Source organism: Bradyrhizobium sp. (assembly GCF_047605465.1).
Taxonomy (GTDB): Bacteria; Pseudomonadota; Alphaproteobacteria; order Rhizobiales; family Xanthobacteraceae; genus Bradyrhizobium.
In genome coordinates, this window is record NZ_JASGFS010000053.1 from 35,076 (window position 1) to 48,458 (window position 13,383).

Consider the following 13,383-nt stretch of genomic DNA (forward strand, 5'->3'; position numbering starts at 1 on the left):
GTGCGCAATAATTTTAGCAAGTCAAGCGCTCCAAGAAGGGATGCGGCCATGAAAGTGAGGAAGGAGCAGAAGAGATTGTTGGCGGCCGAAATCGGAGCCGCCATTTTGCAAGGCGACTATCGGCCGGGCGAATGGCTGCGACAGATCGACCTGGAGGAAGCTTTTGTCGCCAAGCGGTTCGACGTCCGAAGCGCGCTGACTCAGCTCGCGGCCAGCGGAATGGTCACTCATTTCGAGAATCGCGGATACCGTGTCGCACAGCCCGACCTGACCGTCGTTCGCGAGATTCTGTCGATCCGGATGCTGCTCGAGGTTGAGGCGGCCACGCAGGCGCTACCGCATATCGGTCCCGCCGAACTCGAAAAGATCAAGCAGGCCCAGAAGACTTTCGAAGATGCCGTCGCGCGCGGCAGCAAGGCGGATCAGGCGAATACCAACGCGGCCTTTCATGACGAGATCTATCGCCATGCCGCGAACCATTCGCTCGCCAGTCTCATCGTGGAGATTCGAAATCGCGCCAGGCCGGGACCGATCGCCCTGTGGCCATCGAATGCCGAGTTGCAGCGAAGCGCCGCGCATCACGTCGAGATCGTCGAGGCGATCGAGTCACGCGATCTCACGGCACTCGTCGCAGCGGTGCGCCGTCACATCGTCGAATCCGGCGCCAACTACCCGGCCCGCGATCTCGATTCGACCAGGAAGAGCACGGTCACGTCCGATCAATAAAGGGAGCCGGGCTGCAGTCCGGTCCAGAAGACTAGCCTCGCCCGCGATAGGGGGCGACGCCTTGTTCCGGCACCCAGAGGCCCTTCGGCACGCGGCCGGTCTGCCAGAACACGTCGATCGGGATGCCGCCGCGCGGATACCAGTAGCCGCCGATGCGCAGCCATTTCGGCTTGATCTCGGAGGCGATGCGCTTGCCGATCATCACGGTGCAGTCCTCGTGGAAGGCGCCGTGGTTGCGGAAGCTCGCGATGTAGAGCTTGAGGGATTTCGACTCCAGCAGCCATTGGCCGGGGGCGTAGTCGATCATCAGGTGGGCGAAATCCGGCTGTCCCGTAACCGGGCAGAGGGACGTGAATTCCGGCACGGTGAAGCGGACCAGATAATCCGTCCCGGCCTGGGGATTGGGCACGCGGTCAAGCCTGGCCTTCTCGGGCACATCAGGCCATTCCACGGCCCGGCCAAGCTGCAGGGCAGGTGAGTTCTTCGATTTCAAGGGCTTTTTCGACATCCGGCCGCCTCCGTGCGGCCCTCATAGCCAATCCTTCCGCAGCCGTCACCCGGCCTTTTCCGCTTCGATGCATTGCGGTAGAAGCACCGCCAACTGCCCCCTTTGTTCCCCGAAAAGAGGCTCTCATGACCGCCATCATCGACATCATCGGCCGCGAAATCCTGGACAGCCGCGGCAATCCCACCGTCGAGGTCGACGTCGTGCTGGAGGATGGCGCGCTCGGCCGCGCCGCGGTGCCGTCCGGAGCCTCCACCGGCGCCCATGAAGCTGTCGAACTGCGCGACGGCGACAAGACCCGCTATCTCGGCAAGGGCGTCTCCAAGGCGGTCGGCGCCGTCAATGGCGAGATCTTCGAGGCGCTGAGCGGCATCGACGTCGAGCAGCAGGTCCAGATCGACCAGATCATGATCGACCTCGACGGCACGCCGAACAAGAGCCGGCTCGGCGCCAACGCCATCCTCGGCGTGTCGCTCGCCTGCGCCAAGGCCGCCGCCAATTCGCTCGACATGCCGCTCTATCGTTACGTCGGCGGCACTTCGGCGCGGCTCTTGCCGGTGCCGATGATGAACATCATCAATGGCGGCGTGCATGCCGACAATCCGATCGACTTCCAGGAGTTCATGATCCTGCCGGTCGGCGCGTCCTCGTTCGCCGAAGGCCTTCGCTACGGCGCCGAGGTCTTCCACACCCTGAAGTCCGAGCTGAAGAAGGCCGGCCACAACACCAATGTCGGCGACGAGGGCGGCTTCGCGCCGAACCTGCCGTCGGCGGACGCCGCGCTCGACTTCGTCATGAACGCGATCGGCAAGGCCGGCTACAAGGCGGGCAGCGACATCGTGATCGGTCTCGACTGCGCCTCGACCGAGTTCTTCAAGAACGGCAAATACGTCTACGAAGGCGAGGGCAAGACCCGTTCGATCTCCGAGCAGGCCAAATACCTCGCTGACCTGGTCTCGCGCTATCCGATCGTGACCATCGAGGACGGCATGTCGGAAGACGACATGGACGGCTGGAAGGAGCTCACGGATCTCATCGGCAAGAAGTGCCAGCTCGTCGGCGACGACCTCTTCGTCACCAACGTCACGCGCCTCGCCGAAGGCATCAAGGCGGGACGGGCCAACTCGATCCTGATCAAGGTCAACCAGATCGGCACGCTGACCGAGACGCTCGCCGCCGTCGAGATGGCGCACAAGGCAGGCTATACCTCGGTGATGTCGCACCGTTCCGGCGAGACCGAGGATTCCACCATCGCCGACCTCGCGGTCGCCACCAATTGCGGACAGATCAAGACCGGCTCTCTTGCGCGTTCCGATCGGACCGCCAAATACAACCAGCTGCTGCGCATCGAGCAGCAGCTCGGCAAGCAGGCGCTCTATGCCGGCAAGGCGGCGTTGAAGGGGCTGGCATAAGCCAGTACCCCGGCCGCGAGAGCGGACAAGGGAGGATCGACATGAGCGACGGCAAGACCGGACTGCAATTGCGTTCGCTGCTGAAGAAGAGCGGCGAGCTGGAATTGTCCCTGGCGACCATTCCGACGCCGGAACCTGCCGACGACGAGGTCGTCGTTCGTGTCGAGGCCACCCCGATCAATCCGTCCGATCTCGGCCTCCTGATCGGGGCCGCGGACATGTCGGCCGCCAAGGCGTCCGGCACGAAGGACATGCCGGTCGTCACCGCGACGATGCCGGAAGCGGCCATGCGTATGATGGCGGCCCGGTTCGATCAATCGATGCCGGTCGGCAATGAAGGCGCCGGCACCGTGATCAGGACCGGATCGTCGGATGCCGCGAAGGCCCTGATGGGCAAGACGGTGTCGATGATCGGCGGCGCCATGTACACGCAGTACCGCGTGCTCAGGGTCCGCGACGTCATGGAACTGCCGCAGGGCACCACGGCGGCCGATGGCGCGTCCTGGTTCGTCAATCCGCTGACCGCGCTCGGCATGACCGAGACGATGCGGCGTGAGAACCACAAGGCGCTCGTGCACACGGCCGCGGCGTCCAATCTCGGCCAGATGCTCAACAAGATCTGCATCAAGGACGGCATCGGCCTCGTCAATATCGTCCGCAACAGGGAGCAGGCCGACATCCTGCACAAGATCGGCGCCAAACACGTCGTCGATTCCTCGGCGCCAAGCTTCATGGAAGATCTCACCAATGCGCTGGTCGAGACCGGTGCCACGATCGCCTTCGACGCGATCGGCGGCGGCAAGCTTGCGGGCCAGATCCTCACGGCGATGGAAGTCGCGGCCAACAAGACCGCGAAGGAATACAGCCGCTACGGCTCCAACGTGTACAAGCAGGTCTACATCTACGGCAGCCTCGACACGCGCCCGACCGAGCTGAACCGGTCGTTCGGCCTGAGCTGGGGCGTCGGGGGCTGGCTGCTCACGCCGTTCCTGCAGAAGATCGGTCCGGCCGACATCGGCCGGCTGCGGCAGCGCGTGGCGTCCGAGCTCAAGACCACCTTCGCCAGCCACTACACCAAGGTGGTGTCGCTGACCGAGGTGCTCGATCCCGCCAACATCGCGGTGTACGCCAAGCGGGCCACCGGCGAGAAATTCCTCATCAACCCGAACAAGTCCTCCTGATTTGAAACGGGATCAGGCCTGATCGCGATCAGGCCTGGGCCGTCGGGCGAATGACGTTCTCGCCGACATCCACGTTGTCCGGCTGCGCTATGGCGAAGCCGATGGCTTTCGCGATGGCACGTTGGTCGATGCGAGGATCGGCAAGGCGATCAGGCTGACGCCGCGCGCCCCTGGAGCCTGGATGAATTGGCCGCTGAAGCCGCAATGTCGCGGTCGGCATTTTTCAAAGCGGTTCAGGTCGCTGACGGGACTGGCGCCGCTCGACTACCTCTTGCGATGGCGGATGCGGCTCGCATGTGATTGGATGCGGCGCGGCGCAACCGTGTCGGCAACCGGAGCGCATGTCGGGTACGCCTCGGAGAAAGCGTTCGGGCATGTCTTCAAACGCGTTACCGCAATGCGCCGAAGCGGTACGCGCGTTGATCTGCCGGCGGCGAAAAATTCCCCACCGCTTCGAATAAATTGTCGTGACCTGCGACGGCGGGTCACCCAAAAGAGGTCTTGCCTTCTGAGTGAAGCGAGAGATTATTTCGCCGCCATTGAAAGCGGAAAACCGCAAGGCGCTCAGAAGGGGACATCTCCATGACCGATCTCAATCGTCGTGATCTGCTCGCAGGCGCCGCCGCTGTCGGCGCGGCTGCCGCTACCGGCCTGCGCCCGGCCGCTGCCGCAGTGCCGCAAAGCGGCACGCAGGCGCCGGGCTTCTATCGCTACAAGGTCGGCAGCTACGAGTGCACCTCGATCAACGATGGTGCGCGCACTTTCCCGATGCCCGACAAATTCGTCGTCAACGTGCCGAAGGACGAAGCGCTGGCCGCAGGCGAGGCGTCCTACATGCCGAAGGGCATGGTCACGGTGCCCTTCAATCCGCAGCTCATCAACACCGGCTCGAAGCTGGTGCTGATCGATGCGGGCAACGGCGCCGCCAATCTGGAGCCGAGCAAGGGCGCGGTCGGCCGCACGCTGCTGAACCTCTCGGCCGCCGGCGTCGATCCCAAGAGCATCGACATCGTGCTGCTCTCGCATCTGCATCCCGATCACACCAACGGCATCCGGCTGGCCGACAACACGCTCGCATTCCCGAACGCGGAGATCATGGTCCCGGGCAAGGACTGGGAGTTCTGGACCAGCGAGGACAACGCCGCCAAGGCCGAGTCCAACGCGATGATGAAGAACTACTTTGCCAACGTGAAGAAGACCTTCGCCGGACTCGAGAGCAAGGTGACCAAATATGATTGGGGCAAGGAGGTCGCGCCGGGCATCACCTCGATCGCGACACCGGGCCACACGCCGGGCCATACCTCGTTCGCGGTCGCCTCAGGCGATGGCAGGGTGCTGATCCAGTCTGATGTCACCAACATTCCGGAATTCTTCCTGCGCAATCCGGGCTGGCATGTGATGTTCGATACCGACGCCGCCTTGGCGCAGGAGACCCGCCACAAGTTCTACGACATGGCGGCGGCGGAGAAGGCGACCGTGATCGGCTTCCACTTCACGTTCCCCTCGGTCGGCCATGTCGAGAAGGACGGTGCCAAATATCGTCTGATTCCGTCGGCCTGGAATCCCACGATCTGATCCGGCTTCGAGGATCGGGCCGCCGCCTCGCGGCTCGATCGTTTCGGGCGGCGATTTCCAGAAACTCAGCGTTTCCAAATACGGCTGGTTCATGCACTTGCATCCATCAGCCGAGATGGCTTAAGTGCCGCCCCGGCACTCCCGCTCAAGGTTTCAAGGACACCCCATGGCCTACAATATCGTCACGATCGCCGGCAGCCTGCGCAAGGACAGCTTCTCGCTGAAGATCGGCAATGCGCTCGCCAAGCTCGCGCCGGCCTCTCTCAAGCTCGAGGTCATCACGCCGGCGGGCATCTCTTTCTTCAACCAGGATCTCGAAGCCGCGCCGCCCGCGGATTGGTTGGCGTTCCGCGAGAAACTGCAGAAGTCGAACGGCGTGCTGTTCATCACCCCCGAATACAACCGCGCGATCCCGGGTGTCCTCAAGAACGCCATCGACGTTGCCTCGCGTCCCTACGGCAAGAGCTCGTTCAACGGCAAGCCGGTCGGGATCATCTCCAACTCGCCCGGTCCGCTCGGCGGCGTCAGCGCCGCGAAGACCCTGCAGAACATCCTGCCCGGCATCGCCGGCCCGATCCTGCAGCAGCCGGAGATCTACCTGAATGCCGTCGGCGACGCCTTCGATGCGGACGGCAATCTCGTCAAGGATTCGCTCAAGACCGTGCTCCAGACCTACATCGACGCCTTCGCGGCGCACGTTGCGAAGCATCACGGCTGAGGCTTCCAGCCAAGGCTGCTCGACTCGACGTCATGGCCGGGCTCGTCCCGGCCATTCTCGTTTCGGCGGCTGGTTGGCCCGACGTTCGCGTCGCGGGGCAGGGTGGTTAGCACTCCCTTAACCAACCTGTCCCATGTTGCTGAAATGGTCTCCCGCGCGCGCCTGAAATCGATCCTGACCGGTCTTGCCCTCTACACGATGGCGGCCGCGATCGTCGGCTATTTCGGCGTCAACGCCTACACCGGCAAATACGGCCTCAACGCCCGTCAGGAACTCGATCAGGAGATCATCGCGCTGACAAGTGAACTGGCGCAGCTCAAGCGCGAGCGCGTCAAGAGTGAGCAACGGGTTTCGCTGCTGCGTTCCAGCAGGATCGACCCGGACATGCTGGACGAGCGGGCGCGTTTCCAGCTCGACTACGCCAATCCGCATGATCTCGTTCGGATGACCCCGCCGAACTAGGGCGCTCGCTCGGAACGACATTGGGCTGGCCCGGCTCGCAAGCGTCGGCTATCGCCGTCTCTCCATGCATACGGGCAGTGACGACCTTGCGTTGCTTTCCGAACTCGCCGCGCAGCGAATATCGACCGAAACGCGCAAAGTCACGCCGTGCTTTGAAGGTTAGCGCTTTTCGCGTTTCGAAAGTTTCCAGCTCAAACCGACTGGGTGTGATCGCATTCTACCGAAAGTCGTAGCCTGGAACCGACGTGCAGCCTTGACGGCAGACCCGGAACGGGCCCATGCCTTTCCTTGCCGCTGCCCAAGGCTGACGCAGATCAATCGGGCCGTACCGGCACAGCACAGACTGTCTTCCGGAGGAAACAGTGATGAATGGGCCCATGTCCCGGCATCACGCGGCCCGCGTCGAGGCCGCCATTGCGTCAGGCCAGGCGGCGCGCTCAGCGCTGGTCGCCTCGTGGCGTCGATCATCCCGGCTGCATCATCTCGATCCTGCCGGCCGCGCCCAGCCGACGCGGTTGACCGACATTGAATTGCTCCAGGCGCGCGAGCGCATCGCGCCGCTGCTCGCCGCCGCGCAGGGCGCCATGGACCGTCTCTATCAGGCGGTTGGTGCGGCCGGCTGCTGCGTGCTGCTCGCTGACGGTGACGGCGTACCGGTTGACCGTCGCGGCACGCCCGCGGACGACGCGACGTTCCAGTCCTGGGGGCTTTGGACCGGCGCGCTCTGGAGCGAGGAGCACGAGGGCACCAACGGCATCGGCACCTGCGTCGTCGAGCAGCGTCCGCTGACGATCGACCGCGACCAGCATTTCTTCACTCGCAACACGCTTCTGAGCTGCACTGCGGTTCCGATCTACGACCATGAGGCGGCCTTTGCCGGGGTGCTCGACGTTTCCTCCTGCCGCGCTGATCGCACCGATGCGTTTTCCAACCTGATCGCGCTTGCGGTGGGCGAAGCGGCGAGGCGCATCGAAGCTGACCTGTTTCGCAGGGCCTTTGCGCATGCCCGTATCGTGTTGACTCCCGGTGCCGACGGTCAGCCGGGCGGTCTCGTCGCGGTCGATGCCGATGATCTCGTCATTGGCGCGACCCGGTCAGCACGGGTGGGACTCGGGATCGCGCCCGGCCGGCCGTTGCAGCCGGTGCCTGCGGACGATCTTCTCGGCGGAGGTATCGCGCATGATCATCTCGCCGGTGGGCAGCGCGCGGTGCTGCAACGGGCGCTGCTCCGCGCCGGCGGCAATGTGTCGGCCGCCGCCAAGGCCCTCGGCGTCAGCCGCGCCACGCTGCACAGAAAGCTCAAGCGGTTCGATCTGAAGCACTGAGCGCTGCGGTTTGCACTTCCGTCATTGCGAGGCGCGAAGCGGCGAAGCAATCCAGAGTCTCTCCGCCGGGGCAGCCTGGCTTGTGTCGTCGCGCTCGCAATGACGATGCGGACGCGGCGAATGCCGCCCATGCTGCCGTTGACTTGATGGCAAGCCCTTCATCAGGGTGAGCTTCATGTGTGCACCCGGCTTTACCTGTCGCAGAACTGCGACAGGTCCGGCCGCCCATCGCTTTTCCCCGGGCTGACAGAAAACACCTCCCGCGAGATCGTCGGTGCAAGTCGCCAAACGCGACGGACCGCGCAAGCAGCAACATCGGGAGAGATCAATGAACAAGGTGGAATTCCTCAGCGTCACCAAGGTTCCCTTCGCCGCACGCTACGACAATTTCATCGGCGGCAAATTCGTCGCGCCGGTGTCGGGCCGGTATTTCGACAACGCCTCGCCGGTGAACGGCCAGATCGTCTGCGAGATCGCGCGGTCCGACGCGCAGGACATCGAGGCGGCGCTCGACGCGGCGCATGCGGCGAAGGCCGATTGGGGGCGCACCAGCGTGGCCGAGCGCGCCGCGATCCTGAACCGGATCGCCGACCGCATGGAAGACAATCTCGAGGCGCTCGCCATCGCCGAGACCTGGGACAACGGCAAGCCGATCCGCGAGACGCGCGCCGCCGACGTTCCGCTCGCGATTGATCACTTCCGCTATTTCGCCGGCGTGGTGCGCGCGCAGGAAGGCACGATCGGCGAGATCGACCAGGACACGATCGCCTATCACTTCCACGAACCGCTCGGCGTGGTCGGCCAGATCATCCCGTGGAATTTTCCGCTGCTGATGGCCTGCTGGAAGCTCGCGCCGGCGCTCGCAGCGGGCAATTGCGTCGTGCTCAAGCCGGCCGAGCAGACGCCGGCCTCGATCATGGTCTGGGCCGAGCTCATCGCCGACCTGCTGCCGCCGGGCGTCCTCAACATCGTCAACGGCTTTGGCGTGGAGGCCGGCAAGCCGCTCGCCTCGAGCCCGCGCATTGCGAAGATCGCGTTCACCGGCGAGACCACGACGGGCCGGCTGATCATGCAATATGCCAGCCAGAACCTCATTCCCGTCACGCTCGAACTCGGCGGCAAATCGCCCAACATCTTCTTCAACGACGTCACCGCCGAGGACGACGATTTCTTCGACAAGGCAATTGAAGGTTTCGTCATGTTCGCGCTCAACCAGGGCGAGGTCTGCACCTGCCCGAGCCGGGCGCTGGTTCACGCGGACATCTATGATCGCTTCATGGAGCGGGCGCTGAAGCGCGTCGCGGCGATCAAGCAGGGCGATCCGCGGGCCGCCGACACCATGATCGGCGCGCAGGCCTCGAGCGAGCAACTGACCAAGATCCTCTCCTACATCGACATCGGCAAGCAGGAGGGCGCGAAAGTGCTCGCGGGCGGCGCGCGAGCCGATCTCACCGGCGATCTCGCCGGCGGATTCTATGTCCAGCCGACGGTGTTCGAGGGCCACAACAAGATGCGGATCTTCCAGGAGGAGATTTTTGGTCCCGTCGTCTCGGTCACGACCTTCAGCAACGACGACGAGGCGCTCGCGATCGCCAACGACACGCTCTATGGCCTGGGAGCCGGTGTCTGGAGCCGCGATGCCAACCGCTGCTACCGGTTCGGCCGGGCGATCCAGGCGGGCCGGGTCTGGACCAACTGCTATCATGCCTATCCCGCGCATGCCGCGTTCGGGGGCTACAAGCAATCGGGCGTCGGCCGCGAGACCCACAAGATGATGCTGGATCACTATCAGCAGACCAAGAATCTCCTGGTCAGCTACAGCGCGAAGAAGCTCGGCTTCTTCTGATCGGGCAGGAGCGGGCGGCGCCGGTTCGGTGCCGTCCGTTCCCGACATCGGCAGCTGGTCGGGATCAACACTTTCTTGACCTTGTCACGAATCTGCGCGTGCGCGCCGGTGCGATAGATTTGTTGCCCGATCGGCGCCAAAGATTTTGCAATATTACGATCACGTTGCAGTGCGGCATAATGAATGTCGTGCCATGCGGCCGCAGTGCTTTCCAAGGGCGTTTGAGTTGGGTTAGAGAGGACGAACGTTTTCTCTCACCCGGAATTCTCATGGCCGCACCCAAGAAAGCCGCCGCAAACGCCCCACAGGACAAGACCGACGGCGGCTCGCCCCCGGAATTCACGAAGGAGCAGGAGCTCAAGGCGCTCCGCGACATGCTCCTGATCCGGCGGTTCGAGGAGAAGGCCGGCCAGCTCTACGGCATGGGCGCGATCGGCGGCTTCTGCCATCTCTATATCGGCCAGGAGGCCGTGGTGGTGGGCATGCAGATGGCCTTGAAGGAAGGCGATCAGGTCATCACCGGCTATCGCGATCACGGCCACATGCTCGCCACCGGCATGGAGGCCAACGGCGTCATGGCCGAGCTCACGGGCCGTCGCGGCGGCTATTCCAAGGGCAAGGGCGGCTCCATGCACATGTTCAGCAAGGAGAAGCATTTCTACGGCGGCCACGGCATCGTCGGCGCGCAGGTCTCGCTCGGCACGGGACTCGCCTTCGCCAACAACTATCGCGGCAACGGCAATGTCAGCGTCACCTATTTCGGCGACGGCGCGGCCAATCAGGGCCAGGTCTACGAGAGCTTCAACATGGCGGAGCTCTGGAAGCTGCCCGTGATCTACGTGATCGAGAACAACCGCTACGCCATGGGCACCGCCGTGTCGCGCGCCTCGGCGCAGCAGGATTTCTCCAAGCGCGGCGTGTCCTTCAACATTCCGGGCAAGCAGGTCGACGGCATGGACGTCCGCGCCGTGAAGGCCGCGGGCGAGGAGGCGGCGGCCTGGTGCCGCGCCGGCAAGGGTCCCTTCATCCTGGAGATGCAGACCTATCGCTATCGCGGCCATTCGATGTCGGATCCCGCGAAGTACCGCACGCGTGAGGAAGTCGAAAAAGTCCGCCACGACCAGGACCCGATCGAGCAGGTGCGCAACCGCCTGCTCGCGGCCAAGGTCAGCGAGCAGGATTTGAAGGCGATCGACGCCGAGGTGCGCGACATCGTCAATGCCTCCGCAGACTTTGCCCAGCATGACCCCGAGCCGGATGCCGCCGAGCTCTGGACCGACGTTTACCGCTGAACGCGCGCAAGCTTTTTTTTGGAGTCGATATGCCAATTCAAGTGCTGATGCCCGCGTTGTCGCCCACGATGGAAAAGGGCAACCTCGCCAAATGGCTGAAGAAAGAGGGCGAGCAGATCAAGTCGGGCGATGTGATCGCCGAGATCGAGACCGACAAGGCGACGATGGAGGTCGAGGCGACCGACGAGGGGACGCTCGGCAAGATCCTGATTCCCGAGGGCACCGCTGATGTCGCGGTGAACACGCCGATCGCGACGATCCTCGCCGACGGCGAGAGCGCCGCCGATCTCGCCAAGGCGCCCGCCCCCGCCAAGCAGGAGAAGGCCGCGGAATCCGCAGCTCCCGCTGCCGCCAAGGCCGAAGCGCCCGCGAAGGCTTCGGAGCACAAGGCTGCGCCCGCGCCGCAGGTGGTCGCCGAGCCCGATCCCGAAGTGCCCGCCGGCACCGAGATGGTGACGCAGACCATCCGCGAAGCGCTGCGCGATGCGATGGCCGAGGAAATGCGCCGCGACGCCGACGTCTTCGTGATGGGCGAAGAAGTCGCCGAGTATCAGGGCGCCTACAAGGTCACGCAGGGGCTGCTGCAGGAGTTCGGCGCCAAGCGCGTGATCGACACGCCGATCACGGAGCACGGTTTCGCCGGCGTCGGTGTCGGTGCCGCGATGACGGGGTTGAAGCCGATCGTCGAGTTCATGACCTTCAACTTCGCCATGCAGGCGATCGACCAGATCATCAATTCCGCAGCCAAGACGCTGTACATGTCCGGCGGCCAGATGGGCTGCTCGATCGTGTTCCGCGGCCCGAATGGAGCAGCCGCGCGCGTCGCCGCGCAGCACAGCCAGGATTACTCGTCCTGGTACTCGCATATCCCGGGCCTCAAGGTCGTCGCGCCGTATTCGGCCGCCGATGCGAAGGGCCTGCTCAAGGCCGCGATCCGCGACCCCAATCCGGTGATCTTCCTCGAGAACGAAGTGCTCTACGGTCACACCGGCGAAGTGCCGAAGCTCGACGACTTCGTGATTCCGATCGGCAAGGCGCGCGTCGTGCGCTCCGGCAGCCACGTCACCATCGTCTCCTGGTCGAACGGAATGACCTACGCGCTCAAGGCCGCGGACGAGCTTGCCAAGGACGGCATCGAAGCCGAGGTCATCGACCTGCGCACGCTCAAGCCGATGGATACCGAGACCATCATCAACTCCGTCAAGAAGACCGGCCGTGCGGTCACGGTGGAAGAGGGCTGGGCGCAGAGCGGTGTCGGCGCCGAGATCGCCGCGCGCATCATGGAAAACGCCTTCGACTATCTCGACGCACCGGTTGCGCGCGTCTCCGGCAAAGACGTGCCGATGCCCTACGCCGCCAATTTGGAGAAGCTCGCGCTGCCGTCGGCGGCTGAAGTGGTCGAGGCTGCCAAAGCCGTCTGTTACAGGTAGAGACCATGGCGGGCCCGAAGGAGCAGCCACTGCCGCCCGACGTCATCGCCCGCGACGATGCGGTCGAGATCCTGCGCGTGTTCGTGCTGGACGGCGGGCTGTCGATGGCGTTCCAGCGGGCCTTCGAGGAACCCGACATGTGGGGCCTGCTGCTGGTCGACCTCGCCCGCCATGCCGCGCGCGCCTATGCGCGCGAGAGCGAGTACACCGAGGAGGATGTGCTGAACCGCATCCTCGAGATGTTCCAGGCGGAGATCGAACGTCCCACCGACACCGGCACCACGACGCCGCGCGGCAAGGGGCACTGACCGTGGCGATCGAAACCCATCATTTCGATGTCACGGCAACGGCCAAAGCCTCGATCGTGCGAGCTTGCCTGCGCGAATCCGGCGCGATCGCGTTCCGCGGCACCGTCCACCACGCCGCCACTCATCCCGCCGATGACCGCCCCTGGCAGGGCGGCATCGGCAACTAAACCTGGTCTGTTCGTCCTCGCTTCCGGGGGCGACGTTTTGAGAAGTTCTTCGTGAGGTCAGCATGCCCATCAACATCCTGATGCCCGCTCTCTCGCCGACGATGGAGAAGGGCAACCTCGCCAAGTGGCTGAAGAAGGAAGGCGACAAGGTCAAATCCGGCGATGTCATCGCCGAGATCGAGACCGACAAGGCGACCATGGAGGTCGAGGCCATCGACGAGGGCACGATCGCCAAGATCCTCGTGCCAGAGGGTACGCAGGATGTCCCGGTCAACGACGTGATCGCAGTGCTTGCCGGCGAAGGCGAGGACGTGAAGGCTGCTGGTGCCGCGAAGCCCAGCGCGTCTGCCGCGCCCCCGAAAGCCGAGAAGGCCGTGGAGGCTCCCGCCGCTGCGCCGGCTCCCGCGCCGGCGCAGGCCGCGCCCAAGGCCGCACC

16 protein-coding genes are annotated in these 13,383 nt (G+C 64.4%); 14 read left to right on the forward strand and 2 right to left on the reverse strand.

Annotated elements, in window-relative coordinates:
- The first annotated feature begins 48 nt into the window (after positions 1-48).
- Positions 49-726 carry a GntR family transcriptional regulator gene (locus QM712_RS28065; RefSeq protein WP_415026401.1) on the forward strand — a complete coding sequence of 226 codons (678 nt, stop codon included), beginning with the start codon at positions 49-51 and terminating at the stop codon, positions 724-726.
- Between the two features lie 31 nt (positions 727-757).
- Here the strand turns inward: QM712_RS28065 and queF are convergent, their stop codons facing one another.
- The gene (gene queF / locus QM712_RS28070) at positions 758-1,234 is read right to left on the reverse strand and encodes a preQ(1) synthase (RefSeq protein WP_415026402.1); all 477 of its coding nucleotides are present in this window, start codon (positions 1,232-1,234) and stop codon (positions 758-760) included.
- 125 nt (positions 1,235-1,359) lie between these two features.
- Between queF and eno the strand changes: the two genes are divergently transcribed.
- The 8 genes from eno (at position 1,360) to adh (ending at position 9,750) form a co-directional block, all read left to right on the forward strand.
- On the forward strand, positions 1,360-2,643 hold the full coding sequence (gene eno / locus QM712_RS28075; RefSeq protein WP_415026403.1) for a phosphopyruvate hydratase: 1,284 nt from the start codon (positions 1,360-1,362) through the stop codon (positions 2,641-2,643).
- A gap of 41 nt (positions 2,644-2,684) precedes the next feature.
- Positions 2,685-3,824 carry a zinc-binding dehydrogenase gene (locus QM712_RS28080; protein WP_415026404.1) on the forward strand — a complete coding sequence of 380 codons (1,140 nt, stop codon included), beginning with the start codon at positions 2,685-2,687 and terminating at the stop codon, positions 3,822-3,824.
- 181 nt (positions 3,825-4,005) lie between these two features.
- Positions 4,006-4,410, forward strand: coding sequence for a helix-turn-helix domain-containing protein (locus tag QM712_RS28085; protein WP_415026405.1), 405 nt, complete (start codon positions 4,006-4,008; stop codon positions 4,408-4,410).
- Positions 4,407-5,399, forward strand: a complete 993-nt coding sequence (locus tag QM712_RS28090; protein ID WP_415026406.1) for an MBL fold metallo-hydrolase — start codon at positions 4,407-4,409, stop codon at positions 5,397-5,399. The genes QM712_RS28085 and QM712_RS28090 overlap by 4 nt, the downstream gene beginning before the upstream one ends.
- Before the next feature lie 166 nt (positions 5,400-5,565).
- A complete protein-coding gene (locus tag QM712_RS28095; protein ID WP_415026407.1) occupies positions 5,566-6,117 on the forward strand; it encodes an NADPH-dependent FMN reductase in 552 nt (183 codons plus the stop codon).
- Positions 6,118-6,261: 144 nt separating this feature from the next.
- Positions 6,262-6,579 carry an FtsB family cell division protein gene (locus tag QM712_RS28100; protein WP_415026408.1) on the forward strand — a complete coding sequence of 106 codons (318 nt, stop codon included), beginning with the start codon at positions 6,262-6,264 and terminating at the stop codon, positions 6,577-6,579.
- A 365-nt stretch (positions 6,580-6,944) separates the two neighbouring features.
- Positions 6,945-7,904: a GAF domain-containing protein gene (locus tag QM712_RS28105; RefSeq protein ID WP_415026409.1), complete on the forward strand. Its 960-nt coding sequence runs from the start codon at positions 6,945-6,947 to the stop codon at positions 7,902-7,904.
- A gap of 328 nt (positions 7,905-8,232) precedes the next feature.
- The gene (adh, locus tag QM712_RS28110) at positions 8,233-9,750 is read left to right on the forward strand and encodes an aldehyde dehydrogenase (protein ID WP_415026410.1); all 1,518 of its coding nucleotides are present in this window, start codon (positions 8,233-8,235) and stop codon (positions 9,748-9,750) included.
- Here the strand turns inward: adh and QM712_RS28115 are convergent.
- Positions 9,720-9,965, reverse strand: coding sequence for a hypothetical protein (locus QM712_RS28115; protein WP_415026411.1), 246 nt, complete (start codon positions 9,963-9,965; stop codon positions 9,720-9,722). The two genes, adh and QM712_RS28115, sit on opposite strands and share 31 nt — an antisense overlap.
- Before the next feature lie 54 nt (positions 9,966-10,019).
- Here QM712_RS28115 and pdhA point away from each other — a divergent pair, with 54 nt between their 5' ends.
- The 5 genes from pdhA to QM712_RS28140 all read left to right on the forward strand — a co-directional run.
- The gene (gene pdhA / locus QM712_RS28120; protein ID WP_415026412.1) at positions 10,020-11,042 is read left to right on the forward strand and encodes a pyruvate dehydrogenase (acetyl-transferring) E1 component subunit alpha; all 1,023 of its coding nucleotides are present in this window, start codon (positions 10,020-10,022) and stop codon (positions 11,040-11,042) included.
- Positions 11,043-11,071: 29 nt separating this feature from the next.
- Complete coding sequence (locus tag QM712_RS28125; RefSeq protein ID WP_415026413.1) at positions 11,072-12,472, forward strand: pyruvate dehydrogenase complex E1 component subunit beta; 1,401 nt, start codon at positions 11,072-11,074, stop codon at positions 12,470-12,472.
- 5 nt (positions 12,473-12,477) lie between these two features.
- On the forward strand, positions 12,478-12,780 hold the full coding sequence (locus tag QM712_RS28130) for a DUF5076 domain-containing protein (protein WP_415026414.1): 303 nt from the start codon (positions 12,478-12,480) through the stop codon (positions 12,778-12,780).
- Between the two features lie 2 nt (positions 12,781-12,782).
- Positions 12,783-12,947: a hypothetical protein gene (locus QM712_RS28135; protein WP_415026415.1), complete on the forward strand. Its 165-nt coding sequence runs from the start codon at positions 12,783-12,785 to the stop codon at positions 12,945-12,947.
- A 62-nt stretch (positions 12,948-13,009) separates the two neighbouring features.
- The coding region (locus QM712_RS28140; RefSeq protein ID WP_415026416.1) for a biotin/lipoyl-containing protein at positions 13,010-13,383 on the forward strand (374 nt) is incomplete at its 3' end.

Excerpts from the sequence above, each read along its gene's own strand:
- pdhA (WP_415026412.1), top strand. The coding sequence starts at position 10,020 with ATGGCCGCACCCAAGAAAGCCGCCGCAAACGCCCCACAGGACAAGACC.
- QM712_RS28095 (WP_415026407.1), top strand. The coding sequence starts at position 5,566 with ATGGCCTACAATATCGTCACGATCGCCGGCAGCCTGCGCAAGGACAGC.
- QM712_RS28105 (WP_415026409.1), top strand. The coding sequence starts at position 6,945 with ATGAATGGGCCCATGTCCCGGCATCACGCGGCCCGCGTCGAGGCCGCC.
- QM712_RS28085 (WP_415026405.1), top strand. The coding sequence starts at position 4,006 with ATGAATTGGCCGCTGAAGCCGCAATGTCGCGGTCGGCATTTTTCAAAG.
- adh (WP_415026410.1), top strand. The coding sequence starts at position 8,233 with ATGAACAAGGTGGAATTCCTCAGCGTCACCAAGGTTCCCTTCGCCGCA.
- QM712_RS28080 (WP_415026404.1), top strand. The coding sequence starts at position 2,685 with ATGAGCGACGGCAAGACCGGACTGCAATTGCGTTCGCTGCTGAAGAAG.
- QM712_RS28100 (WP_415026408.1), top strand. The coding sequence starts at position 6,262 with ATGGTCTCCCGCGCGCGCCTGAAATCGATCCTGACCGGTCTTGCCCTC.
- queF (WP_415026402.1), bottom strand. The coding sequence starts at position 1,234 with ATGTCGAAAAAGCCCTTGAAATCGAAGAACTCACCTGCCCTGCAGCTT.
- QM712_RS28065 (WP_415026401.1), top strand. The coding sequence starts at position 49 with ATGAAAGTGAGGAAGGAGCAGAAGAGATTGTTGGCGGCCGAAATCGGA.
- QM712_RS28125 (WP_415026413.1), top strand. The coding sequence starts at position 11,072 with ATGCCAATTCAAGTGCTGATGCCCGCGTTGTCGCCCACGATGGAAAAG.
- QM712_RS28090 (WP_415026406.1), top strand. The coding sequence starts at position 4,407 with ATGACCGATCTCAATCGTCGTGATCTGCTCGCAGGCGCCGCCGCTGTC.
- QM712_RS28130 (WP_415026414.1), top strand. The coding sequence starts at position 12,478 with ATGGCGGGCCCGAAGGAGCAGCCACTGCCGCCCGACGTCATCGCCCGC.
- eno (WP_415026403.1), top strand. The coding sequence starts at position 1,360 with ATGACCGCCATCATCGACATCATCGGCCGCGAAATCCTGGACAGCCGC.